General features: G+C 66.9%; 21 protein-coding genes. 8 read left to right on the forward strand and 13 right to left on the reverse strand.

All coding sequences use genetic code 11. The annotated features are described in order from the left end of the window. Positions 1-223: 223 nt before the first annotated feature. The 5 genes from ACLQ3I_RS11205 (at position 224) to ACLQ3I_RS11225 (ending at position 4,677) form a co-directional block, all read left to right on the forward strand. Entirely contained in the window at positions 224-364 is a 141-nt protein-coding gene (locus ACLQ3I_RS11205) for an aquaporin (RefSeq protein ID WP_425792076.1), read from the forward strand. 83 nt (positions 365-447) lie between these two features. Continuing rightward, on the forward strand, positions 448-1,467 hold the full coding sequence (locus tag ACLQ3I_RS11210; RefSeq protein ID WP_425790927.1) for a substrate-binding domain-containing protein: 1,020 nt from the start codon (positions 448-450) through the stop codon (positions 1,465-1,467). A gap of 35 nt (positions 1,468-1,502) precedes the next feature. Further along, positions 1,503-2,561 (forward strand): ABC transporter permease, encoded by a 1,059-nt coding sequence (locus tag ACLQ3I_RS11215; RefSeq protein ID WP_425801847.1) that lies wholly within the window; start codon positions 1,503-1,505, stop codon positions 2,559-2,561. A gap of 7 nt (positions 2,562-2,568) precedes the next feature. After that, a complete protein-coding gene (locus ACLQ3I_RS11220) occupies positions 2,569-3,381 on the forward strand; it encodes an ATP-binding cassette domain-containing protein (protein WP_267629763.1) in 813 nt (270 codons plus the stop codon). Between the two features lie 114 nt (positions 3,382-3,495). Next, the gene (locus tag ACLQ3I_RS11225; protein ID WP_425790933.1) at positions 3,496-4,677 is read left to right on the forward strand and encodes a substrate-binding domain-containing protein; all 1,182 of its coding nucleotides are present in this window, start codon (positions 3,496-3,498) and stop codon (positions 4,675-4,677) included. A gap of 42 nt (positions 4,678-4,719) precedes the next feature. Here the strand turns inward: ACLQ3I_RS11225 and ACLQ3I_RS11230 are convergent, their stop codons facing one another. The 5 genes from ACLQ3I_RS11230 to ACLQ3I_RS11250 are packed head-to-tail and all read right to left on the reverse strand — an operon-like array spanning position 4,720 to position 9,672. Further along, positions 4,720-5,721, reverse strand: a complete 1,002-nt coding sequence (locus tag ACLQ3I_RS11230; protein WP_425790935.1) for a Gfo/Idh/MocA family protein — start codon at positions 5,719-5,721, stop codon at positions 4,720-4,722. Next, positions 5,718-6,623 carry a sugar phosphate isomerase/epimerase family protein gene (locus ACLQ3I_RS11235; protein WP_425790937.1) on the reverse strand — a complete coding sequence of 302 codons (906 nt, stop codon included), beginning with the start codon at positions 6,621-6,623 and terminating at the stop codon, positions 5,718-5,720. Before ACLQ3I_RS11235 ends, ACLQ3I_RS11230 begins: the two co-directional genes overlap by 4 nt. 11 nt (positions 6,624-6,634) lie before the next feature. Beyond that, positions 6,635-7,672, reverse strand: coding sequence for a Gfo/Idh/MocA family protein (locus ACLQ3I_RS11240; RefSeq protein ID WP_425801850.1), 1,038 nt, complete (start codon positions 7,670-7,672; stop codon positions 6,635-6,637). Further along, the gene (locus tag ACLQ3I_RS11245; protein WP_425801852.1) at positions 7,672-8,451 is read right to left on the reverse strand and encodes an SDR family oxidoreductase; all 780 of its coding nucleotides are present in this window, start codon (positions 8,449-8,451) and stop codon (positions 7,672-7,674) included. The genes ACLQ3I_RS11240 and ACLQ3I_RS11245 overlap by 1 nt, the downstream gene beginning before the upstream one ends. Positions 8,452-8,469: 18 nt before the next feature. Then, the gene (locus tag ACLQ3I_RS11250) at positions 8,470-9,672 is read right to left on the reverse strand and encodes a phytanoyl-CoA dioxygenase family protein (RefSeq protein WP_425801854.1); all 1,203 of its coding nucleotides are present in this window, start codon (positions 9,670-9,672) and stop codon (positions 8,470-8,472) included. Between the two features lie 143 nt (positions 9,673-9,815). On the opposite strand from ACLQ3I_RS11250, the gene ACLQ3I_RS11255 reads away from it, so the two are divergent. Continuing rightward, a complete protein-coding gene (locus tag ACLQ3I_RS11255; protein WP_425790945.1) occupies positions 9,816-10,835 on the forward strand; it encodes a LacI family DNA-binding transcriptional regulator in 1,020 nt (339 codons plus the stop codon). Positions 10,836-10,899: 64 nt separating this feature from the next. Next, a complete protein-coding gene (locus tag ACLQ3I_RS11260; RefSeq protein WP_425790947.1) occupies positions 10,900-11,637 on the forward strand; it encodes a GntR family transcriptional regulator in 738 nt (245 codons plus the stop codon). 166 nt (positions 11,638-11,803) lie between these two features. Here the strand turns inward: ACLQ3I_RS11260 and rsgA are convergent, their stop codons facing one another. From rsgA to ACLQ3I_RS11280, 4 genes are all read right to left on the reverse strand, one after another. Continuing rightward, the gene (gene rsgA, locus ACLQ3I_RS11265) at positions 11,804-12,838 is read right to left on the reverse strand and encodes a ribosome small subunit-dependent GTPase A (protein ID WP_425790949.1); all 1,035 of its coding nucleotides are present in this window, start codon (positions 12,836-12,838) and stop codon (positions 11,804-11,806) included. A gap of 1 nt (position 12,839) precedes the next feature. Beyond that, positions 12,840-14,105: a 3-phosphoshikimate 1-carboxyvinyltransferase gene (gene aroA / locus ACLQ3I_RS11270; protein WP_425801856.1), complete on the reverse strand. Its 1,266-nt coding sequence runs from the start codon at positions 14,103-14,105 to the stop codon at positions 12,840-12,842. Positions 14,106-14,180: 75 nt separating this feature from the next. Then, positions 14,181-14,567, reverse strand: a complete 387-nt coding sequence (locus tag ACLQ3I_RS11275; protein ID WP_425790953.1) for a VOC family protein — start codon at positions 14,565-14,567, stop codon at positions 14,181-14,183. A 2-nt stretch (positions 14,568-14,569) separates the two neighbouring features. Beyond that, positions 14,570-14,806, reverse strand: coding sequence for a hypothetical protein (locus ACLQ3I_RS11280; protein WP_425790955.1), 237 nt, complete (start codon positions 14,804-14,806; stop codon positions 14,570-14,572). Positions 14,807-15,019: 213 nt separating this feature from the next. Between ACLQ3I_RS11280 and ACLQ3I_RS11285 the strand changes: the two genes are divergently transcribed. Next, positions 15,020-15,505 (forward strand): NUDIX domain-containing protein, encoded by a 486-nt coding sequence (locus ACLQ3I_RS11285; protein WP_425790957.1) that lies wholly within the window; start codon positions 15,020-15,022, stop codon positions 15,503-15,505. Positions 15,506-15,520: 15 nt separating this feature from the next. On the opposite strand, the gene ACLQ3I_RS11290 is transcribed toward ACLQ3I_RS11285, so the two are convergent. The 4 genes from ACLQ3I_RS11290 to ACLQ3I_RS11305 form a co-directional block, all read right to left on the reverse strand. After that, complete coding sequence (locus ACLQ3I_RS11290) at positions 15,521-16,162, reverse strand: TetR/AcrR family transcriptional regulator (protein ID WP_425790959.1); 642 nt, start codon at positions 16,160-16,162, stop codon at positions 15,521-15,523. A 32-nt stretch (positions 16,163-16,194) separates the two neighbouring features. Continuing rightward, positions 16,195-18,006 (reverse strand): hydroxysqualene dehydroxylase, encoded by a 1,812-nt coding sequence (locus ACLQ3I_RS11295; protein WP_425801859.1) that lies wholly within the window; start codon positions 18,004-18,006, stop codon positions 16,195-16,197. A 157-nt stretch (positions 18,007-18,163) separates the two neighbouring features. After that, positions 18,164-19,678: a PH domain-containing protein gene (locus ACLQ3I_RS11300; protein WP_425801862.1), complete on the reverse strand. Its 1,515-nt coding sequence runs from the start codon at positions 19,676-19,678 to the stop codon at positions 18,164-18,166. Beyond that, complete coding sequence (locus ACLQ3I_RS11305; protein ID WP_425801864.1) at positions 19,665-20,165, reverse strand: PH domain-containing protein; 501 nt, start codon at positions 20,163-20,165, stop codon at positions 19,665-19,667. The genes ACLQ3I_RS11300 and ACLQ3I_RS11305 overlap by 14 nt, the downstream gene beginning before the upstream one ends. Positions 20,166-20,439 lie beyond the last annotated feature (274 nt).

A 20,439-nucleotide genomic window follows, 5' to 3' on the forward strand; every position in this document is an offset into this window, starting at 1 on the left:
CTGACCCGAGGGCCTCCTGGCGGCTGCTCGAAGGAGACGACACATTGTTCGAGAACGAGGTCCTCGAACCGAAGGATGACTTCCACAATCCCCGTCAGGGGTGGCGGCGCCTCGTCTCGGAATGTCTCGTCTCGGAATGCTTCGTCTCGGAATGTTCGGCACGTTCGTGCTCGGCTACATCGCGCTCGCCGGACTCTGGGGCAGTCCGATCTCCGGCACCTCGATGAACCCGGCCCGCACCTTCGGCCCCGACCTGGTGGGCGCCGACTTCTCCTCGTACTGGGTGTACATCGCGCGCTGCGTGGGTGCCTGTCGACCGTCCATGCTGATACGCGTAGATCAGTATGTCTTAACAAAGTCTTGACAGCGGCGGTGTGACGGGTATTACATCATGACCAGGAGAGTGGCTTGCCGCTCTGCAGTTCACATCGAAGGGAAGATACAACGATGCATTCCTCAGGGCGTCGACCGGGACGTGCGCGGCGACTCGCAGCACTCGCCGCCGTCGCAACATCGGCAGTGGTCGTCATCGCGGGCTGCTCGAGCACCGGCGGAAAGCCCGACGACAACGACAACGGTGGCGGCGGCGCGGGCAACGCAGGCACGCCGACCAAGACCATCGCGATGATCACCCATGAGGTCCCGGGTGACTCGTTCTGGGATCTGATCCGCAAGGGGGCCGAGATGGCCGCCAAGAAGGACAACATCAAACTCCAGTACTCCGCCGATCCCGAGGCGCCGAACCAGGCGAACCTGGTGCAGACGGCGATCGACAGCAAGGTCGACGGCATCGCACTGACACTGGCCAAGCCCGACGCGATGGCCCCGGCCGTGAAGAAGGCACTCGGCGCCGGGATCCCGGTGGTCGCGTTCAACGCCGGCTACGACGACTGGAAGGCGATGGGCGTCCAGCAGTACTTCGGCCAGGACGAGACGCTGGCCGGCAAGTCCGCAGGCGAGCGCCTCGCAAAGGAGGGGCGCAAGAAGGTCCTGTGTGTCATCCAGGAACAGGGGCAGGTCGCTCTCGAGTCCCGATGCGCAGGCGTGAAGCAGGGCTTCACCGGCGGCTTCGAGATCCTCAACGTCAACAGCAAGGACATGCCGTCCGTCGAGGCGACGATGACCGCCAAGTTGCAGCAGGATCCGTCCATCGACACGGTTGTGACCCTCGGTGCGCCGATCGCGCAGACCGCCGTCCAGTCCAAGGGCAACGCCGGCTCCAAAGCCCAGATCGTCACCTTCGACACCAACGCCGCCCTGGTTCCGCTGATCCAGAACGGCGACGTGACGTGGGCCGTCGACCAGCAGCCCTATCTGCAGGGCTACGAAGCAGTCGATTCCCTGTGGCTCTACCTGACCAACGGGAACACCATCGGCGGTGGTGAGGCCGTACTCACGGGCCCCGCGTTCATCGATCAATCGAACATCGACAAGGTCGCCGAGTACGCCAAGGGTGGCACCCGCTGACGCGGGTCCCGCCACAGGAACCACGAGGAAATCCGATGAGCACACACACTGATCTCGACCTGTCCACGCACAAGGTCGTCACCGACGAACGGGTGAAACGGCAGAAGCCGTGGCAGCGTCTGCTGGTCCGGCCGGAGATCGGCGCCCTGTTCGGCGCGATCGCGATCTTCATCTTCTTCTGCATCGTCGCCGCGCCGTTCCGGACCCCGGAGGCGTTGGCCACCATCCTGTACGCGAGCTCGACGATCGGCATCATGGCCTGCGGTGTCGCGGTTCTGATGATCGGCGGCGAGTTCGACCTCTCGACCGGCGTCGCCGTGACGTTCTCGTCCCTCGCGGCCTCGATGCTCGCCTACAACCTGCACCTCAACGTCTGGCTCGGAGCAGTCCTCGCCCTCGTGCTGGCGCTCGCGGTGGGATTCTTCAACGGCTATCTGGTGATGAAGACGAAGATCCCGTCGTTCCTGATCACCCTGTCGACGTTCCTGATGTTGACGGGTATCAACCTGGCGGTGACCAAGTTGGTCACCGGGCAGGTCGCGACGCCGTCCATCTCGGACATGCAGGGCTTCGACTCCGCGCAGAAGGTGTTCGCCTCCTCGTTCAACCTCTTCGGGGTGTCGGTGCGCATCACGGTCGTCTGGTGGATTCTGTTCACGCTGGTGGCCACCTGGGTGCTGATGCGAACCCGCATCGGCAACTGGATCTTCGCGGTCGGCGGCGGGCAGGATTCGGCTCGTGCGGTCGGTGTGCCGGTCACCAAGGTGAAGATCGGCATGTTCATGTTCGTCGGGTTCTGCGCCTGGTTCGTCGGTATGCACCTGCTGTTCGCCTTCGACACGGTGCAGTCCGGTCAAGGTGTGGGCAACGAGTTCTTCTACATCATCGCCGCGGTGGTGGGCGGCTGCCTGCTCACCGGCGGGTACGGAACTGCGGTCGGCGCGGCCATCGGTGCCTTCATCTTCGGCATGGTGAACCAGGGCATCGTCTACGCCGGCTGGAATCCCGACTGGTTCAAGTTCTTCATGGGCGCGATGCTGCTCTTCGCGGTGATCGCCAACAACAGTTTCCGCAACTACGCGGCCAAGAGGTGACATGACAATGAGTTCAGCAATCGAGACGCGACCCGAATCGGAATCCAGCGGCGGCAAGGTGCCACTGATCGAGCTCCGCAACGTCGGCAAGTCCTACGGCGCGATCATCGCGCTCAAGGACATCAGTCTGCGGGTCAACGCCGGCGAGGTGACCTGCGTGCTCGGCGACAACGGCGCAGGCAAGTCCACCCTGATCAAGATCATGGCCGGCCTGCATCAGCAGACCGAGGGTGAACTGCTCATCGACGGCGAGGAGACCAGGCTCGAATCTCCCAAGCACGCCCTCGAGACCGGCATCGCCACCGTGTATCAGGACCTCGCGGTCGTCGGGTTGATGCCGGTGTGGCGCAATTTCTTCCTCGGCCAGGAGCTGCGCAAGGGTCCGTTCCGGATGCTCGATATCCAGTCGATGCGGGCGACCACCAAGGAAGAGCTGTTCAAGATGGGCATCGACCTGCCTGACGTGGACGCACCGATCGGTTCACTCTCGGGCGGCCAGCGGCAGTGTGTGGCGATCTCGCGGGCGATCTACTTCGGCGCCCGCGTGCTCATCCTCGACGAGCCGACCGCCGCCCTCGGGGTCAAGCAGTCGGGCACAGTGCTGCGGTACATCTCGGCAGCGCGCGATCAGGGTTTCGGCGTCGTCTTCATCACACACAACCCGCACCACGCGCACATGGTCGGCGACCATTTCGTCCTGCTCAACCGCGGGCGGCAGAAGCTGGACTGCACCTACGACGAGATCACTCTCGACGAGCTCACCCAGCAGATGGCCGGCGGTGACGAACTCGATACCTTGAGTCACGAACTGCGTCGCTGAACCCGAGACCGCGGTGATCCCGCCCGGCCCATTCGTGGGTCGGGCGGGTTCGCGTTTCCGTCACATTCCGGTGAACGCGCGGGATACGTTGTGAGGCAGCGGAAAGGACCGGTCATGGTGCAGGGGGAGAAGTCGGGCGGACAACATCGCCTGGTCGGGGTGGTGTTCGGTGCGTCGAGTCCGTTCGAGGCGGATCTGGTCGCCGAACTGTACGCGGGAGCAGACACGGTCGGCTATCGATTGTCGCTGGGGCTGCACGGCGCGGAGCGCACACGGGCCCGCGCAGTGGCGGATCTCGCCGATCAGGGCTGCGCGGCGGTCATCGTGATCGGCGCGGAGCACGGCGATCGATTCGTATGCGAGGTGCCGATCGTCGTGGTCGGTGAGCGAATCCCGGATCTCGTCGCGGTGACCGTCGGAACCGACGAATGGCGTGGCGCGCAGATGGCGGTTCAGCATCTGATCGATCTCGGGCACACCTCGATCGTCCACATCGAGGGCGGCGACCATCCCTGCGCTGCCGAGCGGCTACGCGGATACCTCGGCGCGATGGCCGCGGCGGGGTACCGCGACGAATGCCGGACGCTGGTCGGCGACTACACCGAGGAGGCCGGAGCGCTGGCGGCGGAGCGACTGCTGGCCGAGCTGCGCCTGCCGACGGCGGTTTTCCTGGCCAACGACCGGATGGCGGTCGGCTTCATCGATGTCATGCGACACAACGGGATTCGTGTCCCCGACGACCTGTCCGTGGTCGGCTACGACGACGGTCCGCACATGGTGCTCGGACATGTGAACCTCACGACGATCCGCCAGGACGTGGCGGGTCTGGGCCACGCCGCCATGGACGCGGTGGCGTCGCTCGTCGGTGACTCCGAGCGACCTGCGAACACGGGTGGACTCGGCTTCTACGGAGCGATCGCGCTGGAACCGGAGTTGATGGTGCGCGGGACCACGGCGCAACCCGCCGGAACGGATCCCGATCTCGTGTACGCCGGTCGGGAACGCGTTCGCTGGGGCCTGTTGGCGGACACCTGCGACGACGCACTGGTGCGTGAACTGGGCACGCCCGGAGTGGTCTCGGGTCCCCTCGAGGTGGTCGCGAGCGCGTCCACCGCGGTCGCGTGGGAGATCGCCGACCGGCTGGGCATCCTGGTCAGCTACGGGCTCTACGAAGACCTCATCGACGACCCGGAGATCGATGCGATCTACATCGCGTTACCCGTCGATGCTCAGGAGGTCTGGACGATCAAGGCGCGGGAGGCCGGAAAGCTCGTGCGGGTCTCACAGATCTCGTAGTACAAACACGCGGATTCCGCGTGTTTGTACTACGAGATCGGACTAGCGCGGATCGAGACCGACTGCGCGATAAGCCTCGTCGAGGTACCGCATGTTCTCGACGGCGTCGTCGAGACCGATGGGCAGCGCGGTGCCGTGCTCGATGGCGATGGCGAGCGCCTCGAGCTGGTAGGTGTAGGTCGACCGGGTGCCGCGATGTTCGACGGCGACCGTCCCGCCCGACGACGACACGACGGTCAGGCGGTCGTCGCGGCTGGGGGCGAGGTAGTCATGGAGGTACAGACTGCCGTCGTCGCCGACGATCCGGAGGCTGAACACGTATTCGCCGGCGACCATCGAAATCGCATGGGTTCCGGTCGCGCCGTTGGGATATCGGATGTCGAGAACCGCCGACTCGTCGATCTGTGGTCCGCGGAGCACGGCTCGCCCGCCCGTGATCTCCGGTGCACCACCACACCAGGGCCCCAAGACGCGCGAGACGTGCAGTGAGTAGCAGCCGAGGTCCATCAGCGCGCCACCGGCCAGTTCGTAGGACCACCGCGGATCCTCGTCGCCGGGGGAGGGCATCGCCATCACCACCTCGACGTGACGGACGGCGCCGATCGACCCGCTGTCGAGCAGTTCGAAGGTGCGTGCCATGAGCGGATGGAAGAGATAGTGGAATCCCTCGAGGATCGGAACGCCTGCGGCCTGTGCGGCCGCCGCCACCTGCCGTGCCTCGGACTCGTTGCGTGCGAACGGCTTCTCGCTGAGAACGGGTTTGCCGGCCCGCACCGCCGAGAGGTTCCACGGTCCGTGCAAGGCGTTCGCGAGCGGGTTGTAGACGACGTCGACCTCGGGGTCGTCGATCACATCCTGGTACGTGTCGAGGACGCGCTCCACCCCGTACTTGCCCGCGAAGGCCTCCGCCCGGCCGCGGTCGCGCGCGGCGACCGCCACCAGGCGGTGGCCCAACGCCTGCGCCGGGCCGACGATCGCCGACTCGGCGATACGGGACGCGCCGAGCACCCCGATCCGCAGCGGGCGGGCCGATGCGGCGCTCACACCCGCACCGGCCGCTGAGCGGCCTTGCGCAGAAACGACATCGACACCGCGACGTTGCCTGCGGCGGCGTCGCCGTCGGACTCGTCGGCGAGAATCGTGTCCTGCTCGAGCACGTACCAGCCGTCGAAGCCGGCGTCGACGAGGGTTCCGACAACACGTGCGATATGGGCTTCACCGGCGCCGAGTGGCACGTACATGCCCTGGGCCACCGCGTCGGTGTAGGTGATCTCACCGCGCTGCACCTGTTCGGCGAGCTCGACCTTGACATCCTTGAGGTGTGCGTGCGTGATGCGGTCAGTGAACGCCTGGGTGACCTCGAGAGGGTCGGTACCCCCGATCAACAGATGGCCGGTGTCGAGGCACAGGCCGATCGTCGAGTTCTCGAGCACGCGGTAGACCTCGTCGCGCTTCTCGATCATCGTGCCCACGTGCGGATGCAGGGCGGCGGTGACACCGCGCTCCGTCGCCAGGTCGCCGAGGCGATCGAGGTTGGCGAGCAACGTCGTCCACTCCTCATCGGTCAGATCCGGCCGGTCGTCGTAGCCGTCGACGCCGGTCGCCGCGGCGAGGACGAGGACATCGCCGCCAGAGGTCTCGAGCCGGTCGAGGACCTCGTTCACCGCCGGGGCCGGATCGTGGTCGGACTTGTGCAGGACGACCGGCACGAACGATCCGACGCAGCGGAGGTCGTAGGAGGCCAGGGTGTCGCGCAACTGCGCGGGCGATGTGGGTAGGAACCCCTCGGGGCCGGTCTCGGCGGCGGTCACACCGAGTTCGCGCATCTCGCCGAGAACCCGCTCCGGGCTGAGCTGGTATCCCCATCCGGGGACCTCGCAGACTCCCCAGGAGATGGGCGCGGCGGCGATACGCAGTCTGCCGGTGGTCGTGTCGGCGCTGGTCATGTCGGGGGTCCTCACTGTCGTTGTGCGGTAACGTAATGCGCCCGTACCTCGTCGGTGCGGACCGGTCGGTGGGTGGCGGCTGATCGCCTGGCCGCCTCGGCGATCACCGCGACTTCGAGCGCGTCGCGGGCAGTGCACAGCGCGGGCGATCCGTCGCCGGTGACGGTGTCACAGAATGCGGTCAGCTCGGCGCGGTAGGCGGCGGCGAATCGGTCCATGAAGAATGTGTGCGGGGTACCGCCGGGAAAGTCGTAGCCCGGCTGGAGGTTCCGGGTGGGAGTCCCGTCATCCCAGCCGGCGACGACGGAATCGGTGCTGCCGTGCACCTCGAGCCGGCAGTCGTAACCGCGCCCGTTGTAGCGGGTCACCGAAACCACGCCGATGGTGCCGGATGCGAAGGTCAGCAGGACCGACGCGGAGTCGACGTCGCCGACCTCCGCGAAATGCGCGTCGCCCTGGTTGCCGCCCGCGGCGTACACCTCGACCACCTCATCGTCGAGTAGCCAACGTAGCGTATCGAAATCGTGCACCGCGCAGTCCCGGAAGATGCCGCCCGAGGCCGCGATGTAGTCGCGCGGCGGCGGCGCCGGGTCGAGGGTGGTCGATCGCACGGTGGTGATGAACCCGAGATCGCCCGCGGCGACCGCCGCACGTGCCGCGGCCATCGCCGGATCGAATCGTCTGTTGTACCCGATGTGCACCGGCACACCGGAGTCGGCGACCCGATGGACCACCTCGGCAGAATCCGTGACCGACAAGGCGATCGGCTTCTCGCACAGAGTCGGAACCCCGGCGGCGACGGCCTGCTCGATCAATGCGGCGTGCGTCGGCGTGGCGCTGGCGATGACCACCGCGTCGATCCCGGCGCTCAACAGTGCGTCGGCGTCGGAAACCGCTCGGGCCGTGCTCAGCCGGGCAGTGGTCGCGTCGATGGCGGCCGGGTGGGCGTCGGTGACCACGAGGTGGTCGACGGTGGGTAGGGCGGCGAGTGTGTCGGCATGAAATCCGCCGATGCGCCCGAGCCCGATGACCCCGATTGTCAGTCCCATCAGTCGAACCCACCCATCACTATCTGGTCCCAGTCGATGACCGAGCCGGTCACCACCCCGCTGCGGTCGGACAGCAGGAACACGACGAAGTCGGCGATCTCGTCGGGCTGGCCGAGTCTCCCCATCGGCACCGAGGCGTTGGCCTGGTCGATCCAGGTGTCGTCGGCGCCGTGGAATCGCTTCTGGATGTCGGTCTCACCCTCGGTCTCGCTCCACCCGATGTTGATCCCGTTGATCCGGATACGATCCCAGCGGTGGGCGTGGGCGGCGTTCTTGGTCAACCCGACGAGACCCGCCTTGGACGCCGAATACGGGGCGAGGTACGCCTGCCCACCGTACGACGACATGGTGATGATGTTGACGATGCTGCCCGGTGCACCGCGGCCGATCATGTCTCTCACCGCGGCCTGCATGGTGAAGAACGGCGCACGCATGTTGACGGCGATGTGGCTGTCGAACAGTTCCGGGGTGGTGTCGAGCAGACTGCCCCGGGTGGTGGTACCCGCCGCGTTCACCAGGCAGTCGATGCGGCCGAACTCGGCGATCGTCGCGGCCACGCTCTCGGTCGCCGCCGCCGGATCGGACAGGTCGGCCTGGACGAAGACGACCGGGCGTCCATCGCATTCGGCGGCCAGCTGTTCACCCTTCTCGACGGTGCGCCCGCTGAACGCGACCTGTGCGCCCGCTTCGGCGGCGGCACGCACGATCGCCGCGCCGATGCCCTGAGTGCCGCCGCTGACCAGCAGCACTCTGTCGGCGAGACTCGATGGGATTGTCATCGTCGAAACCCTTTCGGTTCAGGCCGTGTGGCGCGCAGCGAGCTCGGCGAGTTCGCGCTCGAACCGTTCGACATCGAATCGGCCGGCGACCGCTCGTGCCACGAGTTCGGCCTGTGTCTCGCCGGTCAGTCCGGTGATCGGCTGGTCGATGTCGAGGTTCGTCGGGAAGGCGTAGCCCTCGGCCGACGACGCGATCACGTTCCGCACCGCACGGGTGTCGCCTGCCTCGGCGAGGCCAAGCAGTGTCGGATAGAGCGCGCGCACCACGGCGCTGCGGTCGACCGCGTCCATGGCACGACCGAATGCCGACGACACCTGAAGCAGGTTGGCCATGCGTTTGATGTCGGACGACGTGTTCTGGCCGGCGGCATGGAACAGCGCGGGATTGAAGAACACCGCGTCACCGGCGTGGAGTGGCAGCTGGACGTAATTCTTCTCGAAGTGCTCGCGGAACTCCGGCAGGTTGAAGGCAAGGTAGCCGGCCTCGTAGAGCTGTGAAAAGGGCAGATACATCGTCGGCCCGGACTCGATCGGCATGTCCACGTGGGCGACGGCCCCCTGCAGCGTCAGGGCCGGCGACACACGATGGGTGTGCGCCCGGAACCGGGCTGCGGTGCCGGTGCTCATGAAGCCGAGGTGGTAGTCGCGATGTGGATTCTGTGCCGTGCCGCCCGGGTTGACCACATTGGGCTGCGAGGTCACCTGGTACATCGGGCCGAGCCAGGCCTCGCTGATGAGCGCGAGTATGTCGTTGGCGTAATAGCGAGCGAAGAGTTGGGGCGATCGCAGCGCGACCTTCTGCACTCCGTTCCAGATCCGATCGTTGGCCCCGGGCTTGGCGAAGTGATCGCCGCCGACGGTCCCGGATGCCTTCTGGTCGGCGATGATCTCCCCGAACAGCGTGGTCATCTCGGTGAGTCCGTGGCGATCATCGAACGCTCCGGGGAAGACGACGATGCCGGGTCCGTTGAGCAATGCATCGGCCAACTCGTCGGCGAGCGCCTCCCGACCCTCGCCGCTCGCCGAGACGACGGAGGCCGAGTCGTAGAACAGGACGCCGTGCTCCGTGGAGTCGGCATGCGGATAGTCGGCGAGATCGGTGGCGCGTTGGGTGAGCGCGACGAACTCCTCGAGGTCGCACTCGGACTCGGTGATCCGGTCGGCCCGTCTCCGGGTGACGTCGCGGACCTCGGTGGCGGGGCCGGCGCTGCGCAGTGTCATGTGCGTGCGTTCCTCTCGGGATGAAGGTCGGTGGTGCGAGATCGGGCCCTCGGCGATTCCGCCGTGATCACTTGACCAGAATGGCAAGATCTTATTGTCCGGACAAGGGCAGATTTCCATCAAGAATCCCTCAGGAGTGTTCCGTGCCACATCGTTATCCGATCCGGGAGATCGCCAGGCAGGCCGGGGTCAGTGAGGCGACCGTGGACCGTGTACTGCACGGGCGGTCCGGCGTGCGTGAGGGGACGGTGCTGCAGGTCGAGCAGGCCATCACCGATCTCGATCGTCAGCGCACCCAGCTGCGACTGTCCGGACGCAGATTCCTGATCGACCTGGTGATGGAGGCCCCGCGCCAGTTCTCCGGGTTGGTCCGGGAGGCGATGGAACAGGAGTTCCCAGGTCTGCGGCCGGCGGTGATGCGGGCGCGCTATCACCTCCGGGAGACCTGGGCGACCGACGACCTCATCGCCCAACTCGATGCGATCGGCCGACAGGGCAGTCATGCGGTGGTCCTGAAGGCGCCGGACACACCCGAGGTCGCGGCCGCGATCGGTCGGCTCACCGCCGCCCGCGTGCCGGTGATCACGCTGGTGACCGATGTGCCGATGAGTACGCGGATCGCCTATGTCGGGATGGACAACCGTGCCGCCGGTGCCACCGCGGGATACCTGATGTGCCAATGGCTTCGGCACGCGCACGCGGACGTGTTGGTGATCACCAGTAGTGCGATGTTCCGCGGCGAGGAAGAACGCGAGATGGGCTTCCGGTCGGCGATGCGCGCCTACGATCCCGGCCGTCGGGTCGTCGAGGTGTCGGATTCCGACGGTCTCGACGCAACCTGTGGGACGCTCACCGCCCGCGCCCTGCGCGACTTCCCGGACATCGGCGCGGTCTACTCGATCGGCGGTGGCAACGGGGGCATAGTCGCGGCGTTCGGTGCCGCCGACCGGACCTGCGAGGCGTTCATCGGACACGACCTGGGTGACGCCAACCGGGCATTGCTGCGCAGCGGCCACCTGACCGCGGTGCTGCACCACGACCTGCGCGCCGACATGCGCCAGGTGGCGCAGTCGGTGATGCGGTTCCACGGCGCACTACCCGGCGATCAATTGCCGCGGGTGTCCGGTATCCAGGTGATCACCCCGCACAATCTGCCCGGCTGACCTTCACGAACCGATTCTTGTCAAGACATATTAATGTCCATGTCACTGGTGTTAATGTGTCGAGGTGATCACGCCCATCCCGGTGGAACTCGATCGGTCGACCCCGGTTCCGCTCTACCACCAGCTCGCGCAGGCCATCGAGGCGGCGATCGTCGGTGGTGACCTCACGCCCGGTGATCGGCTGGAGAACGAACTCGACATGGCGAGTCGGCTCAAATTGTCCCGCCCCACGATCCGGCAGGCGATCCAGGAATTGGTCGACAAGGGCGTGGTCGTCCGCAAGCGTGGTGTCGGAACCCAGGTGGTGCAGAACCCGGTCCATCGGTCGGTGGAGCTGACCAGTCTGTACGACGACCTCACCACGGCGGGAATGCATCCCACGACGCAGCTGCTGGAATATCGGATCGGGGTGCCCGACGACGAGCTGCGCACCGAACTCGGGATGGCGGTGGGTGCGGAGGCGGTCACGGTCAAGAGACTGCGTAGTGCCGGGGGAGACCCGTTGGCGCTGATGATCAATCACCTGCCGGCCGACATCTGCCCGCCCGCCGGTGAGCTCGAGAACGGTGGCCTCTACAAGGGGCTGCGTGGACGTGGTGTGCACATCCGCCTCGCCCGTCAGCGAATCGGGGCGAAGGCAGCCGATGCCGACGAGGCCGCTCTCCTCGGCGACGAGGTCGGTGCGCCGTTGCTGACCATGCAGCGCACGGCATTCGACGATGCCGGACGGGTCGTCGAGGTCGGGCGGCATGCTTACCGCGCTGATCGCTACTTCTTCGAGACCACCGTCGTCGACCGCTGACCCACTCGCCGATCGGGCACAGTTTCGCGCCGATCGTGCCCTGTTCTACGTCGATCGTGCGCTTCCCTTCGCCGATTGTGCGCTTCCTCTCGCCGATCGTGCGCGGACGTGCACGATCGATGAAATTCTGCGCCCGATCGACGGAATTCTGCGCCCGGTCGGGAGGTCAGGAGTGGTCGTGCATGCGTTCGGAGTCGGTCTCGGGCGATCCGGTGACCGCCACGAGCAGGGCCCGTACCGCCATGGCTCGCCGATGCGAATTTCCCTCCAACTGATCGAGCGCACACTCGGGGTCGGCGGGCGGGCCGAGGTGTGTACAGCCCCGCGGACAGTCCTCGATGGCGTCGCGCAGGTCATCGAAGGCATCGACGATGTCGTCGGGGGTCACGTGGGCCAGACCGAACGACCGGATGCCCGGGGTGTCGATCACCCAACCCTGCGGCCCGGCCCGGCCGGGCAGCGGCAGTGCCACCGACTGGGTGGACGTGTGCCGGCCCTTGCCGACACCGGAAACCACCCCGGTTGCCCGATCCGCATCGGGCACAAGCCGATTGACCAAGGTCGATTTTCCGACCCCGGAATGTCCGATGAGCGCGGTGATGTGTCCGGCGAGGATGCCCGACACCGCGTCGAGTGGATCGGCTTGACCGGCGAGCACGATCGGTAGGTCGAGACCGGCGAACGCACGGGTGAATTCGGCGGGGTCGGCGAGATCGGATTTTGTCAGGCACAGAATCGGCATCAGCCCGCCGACGAATGCTGCGGCGAGCGCGCGCTCGACGAACCCGGTGCGCGGTGGCGGATCGGCCAATGCAGTCACGATCAGCAGTTGATCCGAGTTCGCCACGACGATGCGCTCATAGGGATCGGTGTCGTCGGCGGTCCGACGCAGCACGGTGCTCCGCTCGGCGACCTTCACGATGCGCGCCAACGTATCCGCTCGTCCGGTCAGGTCACCGACGATCGACACGCGATCGCCGACGACGACGGGTGTGCGTCCGAGTTCGCGCGCCCGCATCGCCACCACGTGACGATCCGGATCGCCGGCGATCACACAACCCCACCGGCCCCGGTCGACCGACACCACCATCGCGTCTTGGGCATCGTCGTGGCTCGGCCGCGTCTTGGTGCGCGGCCGGGTGCCCTTGCCAGGACGAATCCGGACGTCGGATTCGTCGTAGCTCGAGGCGCGGCGCGTCACGTCACACGTGCCCGATCATCTTCTGCCACATACCTGGAAAGTCGGGCAAGGTCTTGGCGGTGGTCTCCACGTCGTCGACGGTGACCCCCTGTACCCGGAGCCCGATGAGCGCGCCGGCGGTGGCCATGCGGTGATCGGCATAGGACTGCCAGACCGCTCCGTGCATCGTCGTCGGCCTGATCCGCAGACCGTCGTCGGTCTCGGTGCAGTCGCCGCCGAGCCGATTGATCTCGGTCGACAGCGCCGCGAGGCGGTCGGTTTCGTGGCCGCGCAGATGGCCGATGCCCGACAGCACCGACTCGCCGTCGGCGAGGGCGCACAGCGCCGCGACCGTGGGGGTCAGTTCGCCGACGTCGCGCAGGTCGATGCTGATCCCGGTGAGCTTCTCCGGGCCGCGGACGGTCAGTGTGCCGTCGGCACATTCGATGGCACAACCCATCTCGGCCAGGATGTCGACGATCTGCGCACCCGGCTGTGTGGTGGTCGCGGGCCACCGCGGCACGGTGACGGCGCCGTGGGTGACGGCGGCCGCGGCCAGGAACGCCGCCGCGTTGGACAGATCCGGCTCGATCTCCCAGTCGACGGCGCGGATGGGGCCCGGTGCCACCCGCCACTCATCTGGGCCGGGGCGCTCGACGCCGACGCCGGCAATGCCCAGCATCTCGAGGGTCATGTCGATGTGCGGCATCGACGGCACCGGCGGACCGACATGCCGGATCGTCACGCCGTCGTCGAATCGCGCCGCCGACAACAGGAGGCCGGACACGAACTGCGACGACGCGGATGCGTCGATGGTGATCTCGCCCCCGCGCGCCGAACCGCGGGCGGTGATCGTGAACGGCAGTCGATCGCCGACGATCTCGACGCCGAGACCGCGCAGGCCGTCGAGGATCGTCGCGAGCGGACGGGTGCGTGCCTGCTCGTCTCCGTCGAAGGCGACCACGCCGTCGGCGAACGCCGCCACCGGGGGCAGGAACCGCATCACGGTCCCGGCCAGACCGCAATAGACGTCGGCGCCGTGCATGGGCCGGGGATCGATGGTGACGGTCGTCTCGTCGTCGGGGTCGACCTGCACCCCGACCCCGAGCCCGCTGAGGCCGTTCAGCATCAGGTTGGTGTCCCGACTACGCAGAGCGCCGCGCATGGTCGACGGGCCCTCGGCCAATGTCGCGAGGACGAACGCCCGATTCGTGATCGACTTGGAGCCGGGCAACTCGACGGTTGCGACCACCGGCGAGGTCACGACGGGTGCGCTCCAGATACTCATGCGCTCCAGTTTGTCATGACCGATGACCGCCGCGGCCGGACGCCGCAGGCCCCCGGGCCGCGTGCCGTCGGCAGATCACCTGGTATCACGCCGCAGCGGATGGTCCTCCGGGATCTCGACGACGATGATGGTCCGCCCGTCAGGATCGGCGATGTGCATCTCGATCAGGCCCCACGGCTCGGTGCGTGCGTCCCGGACGATGGAGACGTCCGCGGCGCGCAATTCACGCTCGGCCGCCTCGACGTCGCGGACCTGCAGCCACAGTGCGGCATCGGCCCCACCGCCTTCGCCGACGCCATCACTCATGTGCCCGGGAACCTCGATGAGTCCGTTGCCGGCATGGAACACCACACCACCCGGGTACTCGCGCGCGACGGCGAGCTTCAGGCGGTGGCGGTAGAAGTGCTGCAATCGTTGCGGGTCCGGCGTGCGCAGCAGGACCCGGCTGCCGAGAACCTCCACGTCTACTGGCCCTCGGTGGTCCCGTCGGAGCCACCCAGGGCATGTCCGCGATTGAGGTCGTTGCCGTGCCGCGCGGCCTCGTAGATGGCTTTCTCCCGTGCGATTCGATCGGTCTCACCGATCGGCGTCGCGTCGCCGAATGCGAAGGCCGAGTCGTGCGCGTATTCGTGCGGCATGTCGGGGTCGTCGTCGGTCAGGGCGTCGGCCGGGTCGTGGTCGTGACGTGGGCTGTTGGACATAGACCCACGATAAGCCGACAAGGCGCACTTCACGGTGTGCTGCGCGAGAACGGTACCCGTGTGGTGTCCGGTGGCCGCCGCAAGTAACCACGGCCCGCGTGGAGAATCGGCCGGCGGTGTGCGCGTCTCTGGTCTCGACCACCCGGAGGACCTCCGGGTCCATGGTTCGCATACCCGTTTCGGAAAAGCGAGAACAGACGACAGAATGGGGACATGGCGAGTGCGTCGAGGCGACGGAGCGCGGGAATGCTGCTGTACCGGGGAGCCGGGCCGACGCTCGAGGTGCTGATCGCCCATCCAGGTGGGCCGCTGTGGTCGAAGAAGGACGACGGCGCCTGGTCATTGCCGAAGGGACTCTATGAGCCGGACGAGCCCCCGCTCGATGCGGCGCGGCGCGAGTTCGCCGAGGAGATCGGCGCGTGGGCCCCCGACGGTCCGGTCCTCGAACTCGGCGACGTCACGCTGGCGAGCGGGAAGGTGGTGACCGGATTCGCCGTCGAGGGTGACCTCGACACGACGTCGGTCGTGAGCAACACGTTCGAGATGCAGTGGCCGCCGCGGTCGGGGCGCACGCAGAGTTTTCCGGAGATCGACCGCGCCGAGTGGGTCACCCCCGACACCGCCCGGGTGAAACTCAATCCGGCACAAGCCGAGTTCATCGACCGTTTGCGGGATCACCTCGAGGCGCGGAACGCCTGAACCCACAACAGAAACTCACAGCAGGTAGGTGGCTGTCATCGCCTTCCACAGATCCAGGTGTGGATCGGTGGTCGGATCGCGCCGATCGATCAGGTAGGTCGCGGCGACCCCGCGCATGCTGGAGAGCAGGAGTGGGTACAACTCGGGATATCTTGGACGCGAGGCCAATTCGGGTCCGAGGAACCCTGCGACGGCCTGCCGGACCGTAGGACCGAGGCGCCGTTCGGTGGGCAGCAGCGCATCACGCAGCGCCTCGTTGGTGCGGGCCGCGGTCCACAGTTCCATCGAGGCGACGAAGTACGGCTGATGAAATGTGGTCCACCCGAGATCGACCGCCGGACCGATCCGCTGGGCCGGATCGTGTGGCCAATCGACCTGCGCAGGCATCGACTCGATACGCGTTCGGGCCAGATGGTCCACGGCAGCCATCAGCAGCTTGTCGCGTGACGGATAGTGATGGAGGAGGCGGCCGCGGCTCACGCCGGCCTCCGCCTGGATCGCGAGCGTGCTCGCGCCGGAGTATCCGCGGTCGACGAGAACTCGGATTGCGGCATCGAGAATCCGGGTGCGGGTCCGGTCGCCGCGCTGTTGTGTGCCCGTTCCCGGTGCCGCCGCTTCCGCACCTGGCGGTGTCGCGTCGAACTCCGATCGGCCCACTTGCTGATCCTATCCGCCGTGCAGGTCGGTGATCAGAAGTCGAGGAAGTGGGGTAGGCCGGCCCGATACCGTTTGCGGTCCTCCGCCTTGATCGGGTCGAGCATCGGCAGCTCCCACAGCGGGAGGACCGGCGCGGGCCGGGCCGGACTGTCCGCCGCTGCCAGGATCGCGTTGGCGGCCCGGCGCCCCGACTCGTTGGCGCCTTCCATCGTGGCGAGATCGATGTTGGTGCGAACATGATCGCCACCGATGAAGAGGTTCGGGATCGTCGTGTACGCGGTGGGCCGGTGTTGATACGACCCGGCGGTATTGACCATCAGGGGTGTCGCATTGTCGATCTGCGGAGACCACGTGACCCCTGGGTCGAGCGACCAGGTGACGATCTCCTCGCTACGGAGGATTCGTTTGCCCCCGGAGTTCATCGCCCGGCTCATCTGCGCCCACACCTCGCGGGCGATCTCGCGTTTCGTGCACTGCTTGGCGGACTTGCCGTACATGATGCCGGGCTTGTCCCAGTCGGAGATGTCGATCGAGAGACAGTCGCGGACCCGACCGTCCCCATAGGTCTTGGCGAAGTCGACCCCCCAGGGGCGTGCCTGGAACAGTCCGGTCAGGGCCCACGGGGTGCCGAGTGCGGCGATGTGGCTGGGCGGCAGGTCCGAGCGCCGGGAGAGGAAGTACTGGATACCGACCATCCAGTCGGCCTCGAGATGACGCACTCCCGCGAGGGAGGGAGCCCCATTCACCAGCGCCGGTGTGAGCAGCGGCCGGAGACGGTCGAGCGGCACCGCGGCGACGTACCAGTCGGCGGAGACCGAGGCGCCGGACCGCAGCCGTGCACCGGTGATGCGCCCCCGGGAGATCTGGAACTCGGCAACTCCCTCGCCCATCACAAAATTCACCCCGAGTCGTCGGAGGTGTCCGACCCACGGGTCGATCCACGCATGGTTGGTGGGGGCGTTGAGGATTCGATCAACCCCGCCGTGGACGAGGCCTGCGTCGTATTGGCTGAGCAGACCGGTCGCGGAGGTGGCCAGCGCCAGGCCGATCTGCCCGATCGTCCGCGCCGATGCGGTCTGCGATTTGGCTGCCACCAGAGCGCGAGTGAGGGCGCCGGCCAGATAGCGTTGGTAAGCCGGCGATTTCCCCTTCGCCTTGACGAACTGAATCCAGGATTGATTCTCCCACTGGCCGAGTCGCCGTTCCTGGCAACTCGTCGCGATGATGAGCTCGCGTGTGACGAAATAGGCGAGTTCCTGCGGCGGCACGTCGACGACGAACTTCAGGCCGGTGGTCAGTGCATTGCGGAGGTTGTCCAATTCGACGATCGAGGACGCATGGTCGACGAACCCCATGATCGAGGCCGGCGCGGTGGTGGGTGCGTACCCGGCCTCGTCGAACGCGATGACCGCGGTCTCGACGTTGATGAGGTGCCGATCCTTGACGTTGCCGCCGCCCGCGAGAGGGATGCGTTCCATCGACTCCGTGACGTGTTGGTAGCACCCCGGGAAGAATCGGAAGCCATGCTCTCCCGGGAGTGGGAGCCGGCCGCCGCGAGCGGTGCCCAGGACGTCGTGGCTGCGCGCCTTCCCGCCGAGAAATGCAGGCTCGTACACGGTGACCCGAAATCCCCGTTCGACGAGCTCGTGGGCGGCGGCCAGCCCGGACATGCCGCCACCGAAGATGGCGACCTCGCGTTTCCGGCGGTTTGTGGTTCGTGGAACTGCCTGCGCCGAAGGTACTTTCACAGTCGGAAGCGCGACGGCGGTGCCGGCCAGCACCGCCGCGGCGGCCGCGCCCCTCAGTACCGAACGTCGGGAGAAGTCGTTGTGGTCGTCGTCCATGTCCCCGTCCCTTCAAATCAGTCAGCACTGACTGATTGTGAGGTTTACCACTCATTTGCCCAGGGTTGGGACTGATTCGACGAAAAGTCTCAGAAAAGTTGGTCAATCGTCTCACTATGCGACGTCGTCGACCCGGGTGATCACTCGATGTGGTTCGTCATCGGGACACGACGAAGGGTGCCAACAGCGCTGGTGAGACCGTCGTCATCAGCTCTGCTGCGGCGGCAGGGTCGAGATCCACCGCGGCATAGGCTTCGGCCCCGGCAGCGGTGGCGACGACCGTGGTTTCCACGCCTCGACGTCGCTGGAAGAACGATGCCGAGGACGCCCACCCGACAACTCCGTCGCGGCTGACGACGTAGCGGTGCCGTGCGACGCGCGGCGGGGCGATCACGACCGCAGTCGCGGTGACGCGGACGCCGAGATTTCGGTACCGAAGGACGCCGAGCGCCGACGACGCCACGGCAACGACCGCGGCAAGTATCAGCCATGGCCAGGTCAGCGGTCCGATCACCGCGACTGCCACGACGACTGCGAACAGCAGGCCACCCCAGAATCCGCGGGTCAGGCGCCGCCCCAGCGCGCCGCGACCATGCCGGTTCAAGGGCGAGGTGAGCTCGTCGCCGTCGTGTGCGACGAGCTGACCCACCCGGACGGCCTCGTCGAACGGCGCAGGTGGCAGAAGCAATGGGTTCTTGGATGACCCGGTGGCGATGGCGTTGAGCCGGGCACCGCGGACCGCGCGCATGAGTACCGGCTCGTGCAGATGCACGCCGCGGACACGGTTCTCGTCGAGGCTGCTTGCATTTGTGGTGAGGAGGCCACGGCGGATGAGGAGTGTTCCGTCCCGGTGGTTTCGGACCAGCGAGAAGTTCCAGTACGCGAGTACGTAGCCGCCGAAGGACAGCACCGCCCCCACGGCGATCACGACGATCACCGACACGGTCACCACGAGAGAGACGGGGATGTCACGGATGCGGTTGATGGCGTCTTCGGCGGCGGTGGCACCTTGCTCGAACAGGCCCGCTTCGTTGGCGAACTGTGCCGCCAGACCACCCGCGGCGGCCGCCGCAGCGAAACCGGTCAACGAGAACGGCGCGAAACGCAACCAGGAGAGCTGGAGTCGGGACAGTTGTTGCGGCGGCGCGGGCGGTTGTGACAGTCCGTCGTCGGTGAGCCCCCGCGTGCTCGCGGGTCGCGCCACGGTCGCCATCAGGTGGCGGTACAACGTGTCGGCCTCCGCGGCAGGGATGGCGTTGAGTTCCACCACCGACGACTCCTTGTCGCCCCCCGTGCCGATCCGGACCTTCTTGAGGCCCAGCACCCGATGCGGTACCGACGCGGTGAGGTCGACGCTGCGTATGCGATCTCGTCGCGCAGTCGCGACCTTGCGCGTGATCAGGCCGCTCCGAACCCGCACATGCTCGTCGGTCACCTGGTAGCGGGTCATCAGCCAGGGCACGATCGTGATCAGCGGGACCGCGATCAGGGTGAGGATGATGCTGATGTCCGGCGCGCCGCGGCCGGCGAAGACGATCGCGATGACCAGCGGGATGAGCTGCGGCAGCTGCTCGATCGGCCTGACCGCGATCATCCACGGGGACAGTCGATGCCAGACCTCCGGGCCGTCGTCGCGGAAGATCTCGGCGGGTGGATTGTCAGGTCGCGTCATCGGTGTGGGCCTGGGTGCGAGCGGTGAGATCTGCGGCGGCGTTCCGCGCGACGGAGGCATCGAGCCCGACGATCCGGATGGTTCCCGCCGACGACGCGGTGGTGACCGTGAGAGTCGCCAGGTTCAGCAATTGCTCGATCGGCCCGGCCGCGGTGTCGACCACCTGGATGCGGGCGATCGGGATGATCACGCGGCTCCGCACGAACCAGCCGGACTGGGTGTAGACGGCGTCGTCGCTGATCTCCCACCGGTGAAAGCGATACCGCCATCCCGGCACCACGATCACGAAGAACGCCGTGACCACCACGGCGACCACCGCGACGGCAAGTGCTGCCCAGCGCGCCGGATCGGCGAGTGCTGCGACGACGACGGCCGCGGCAAGGACCGGGATACCCGTCAGCAGTGGCGTCATCCGCCACATGGTGACAGCGCGTGGATCCACCTGGTGTACGGGTTCGCGAAGCAGCAACGGCGGTGTCGGTTCCATCTCGGCCGAGTCTATTCGACAGTCGGTGCGTCGATCTCGAAACGACTGTGCCTGCGGCCGCCGGCGTGGATGCCCTCACACTGTTGAGTTGTCAATGTTCGTGCGCGGTCCCGATGGTGGTCGGGTGCGCGGTGAATGTTCTTCCCGAAATGTGCTGCGCTGGAGTGCGTATCCTTCCCGCCGCTGGTCGGGTAGCTGACGAACGTGGTGAGGAGGCGTATCGAGACCTCAGGCGGCGATGTCGTCGAGGTGCATGGTGCGTCGGTGGTAGGCG

Origin of the sequence: Gordonia sp. DT101 (assembly GCF_049844895.1) — a bacterium.
GTDB lineage: Bacteria > Actinomycetota > Actinomycetes > Mycobacteriales > Mycobacteriaceae > Gordonia.

Bases quoted from the DNA above. Each gene is read 5' to 3' on its own strand.
- ACLQ3I_RS11205 (WP_425792076.1), top strand. From the start codon at position 224: ATGAACCCGGCCCGCACCTTCGGCCCCGACCTGGTGGGCGCCGACTTC.
- ACLQ3I_RS11210 (WP_425790927.1), top strand. From the start codon at position 448: ATGCATTCCTCAGGGCGTCGACCGGGACGTGCGCGGCGACTCGCAGCA.
- ACLQ3I_RS11215 (WP_425801847.1), top strand. From the start codon at position 1,503: ATGAGCACACACACTGATCTCGACCTGTCCACGCACAAGGTCGTCACC.
- ACLQ3I_RS11220 (WP_267629763.1), top strand. From the start codon at position 2,569: ATGAGTTCAGCAATCGAGACGCGACCCGAATCGGAATCCAGCGGCGGC.
- ACLQ3I_RS11225 (WP_425790933.1), top strand. From the start codon at position 3,496: ATGGTGCAGGGGGAGAAGTCGGGCGGACAACATCGCCTGGTCGGGGTG.
- ACLQ3I_RS11235 (WP_425790937.1), bottom strand. From the start codon at position 6,623: ATGACCAGCGCCGACACGACCACCGGCAGACTGCGTATCGCCGCCGCG.
- ACLQ3I_RS11240 (WP_425801850.1), bottom strand. From the start codon at position 7,672: ATGGGACTGACAATCGGGGTCATCGGGCTCGGGCGCATCGGCGGATTT.
- ACLQ3I_RS11245 (WP_425801852.1), bottom strand. From the start codon at position 8,451: ATGACAATCCCATCGAGTCTCGCCGACAGAGTGCTGCTGGTCAGCGGC.
- ACLQ3I_RS11250 (WP_425801854.1), bottom strand. From the start codon at position 9,672: ATGACACTGCGCAGCGCCGGCCCCGCCACCGAGGTCCGCGACGTCACC.
- aroA (WP_425801856.1), bottom strand. From the start codon at position 14,105: ATGAGTATCTGGAGCGCACCCGTCGTGACCTCGCCGGTGGTCGCAACC.
- ACLQ3I_RS11280 (WP_425790955.1), bottom strand. From the start codon at position 14,806: ATGTCCAACAGCCCACGTCACGACCACGACCCGGCCGACGCCCTGACC.
- ACLQ3I_RS11285 (WP_425790957.1), top strand. From the start codon at position 15,020: ATGGCGAGTGCGTCGAGGCGACGGAGCGCGGGAATGCTGCTGTACCGG.
- ACLQ3I_RS11295 (WP_425801859.1), bottom strand. From the start codon at position 18,006: ATGGACGACGACCACAACGACTTCTCCCGACGTTCGGTACTGAGGGGC.
- ACLQ3I_RS11300 (WP_425801862.1), bottom strand. From the start codon at position 19,678: ATGACGCGACCTGACAATCCACCCGCCGAGATCTTCCGCGACGACGGC.
- ACLQ3I_RS11305 (WP_425801864.1), bottom strand. From the start codon at position 20,165: ATGGAACCGACACCGCCGTTGCTGCTTCGCGAACCCGTACACCAGGTG.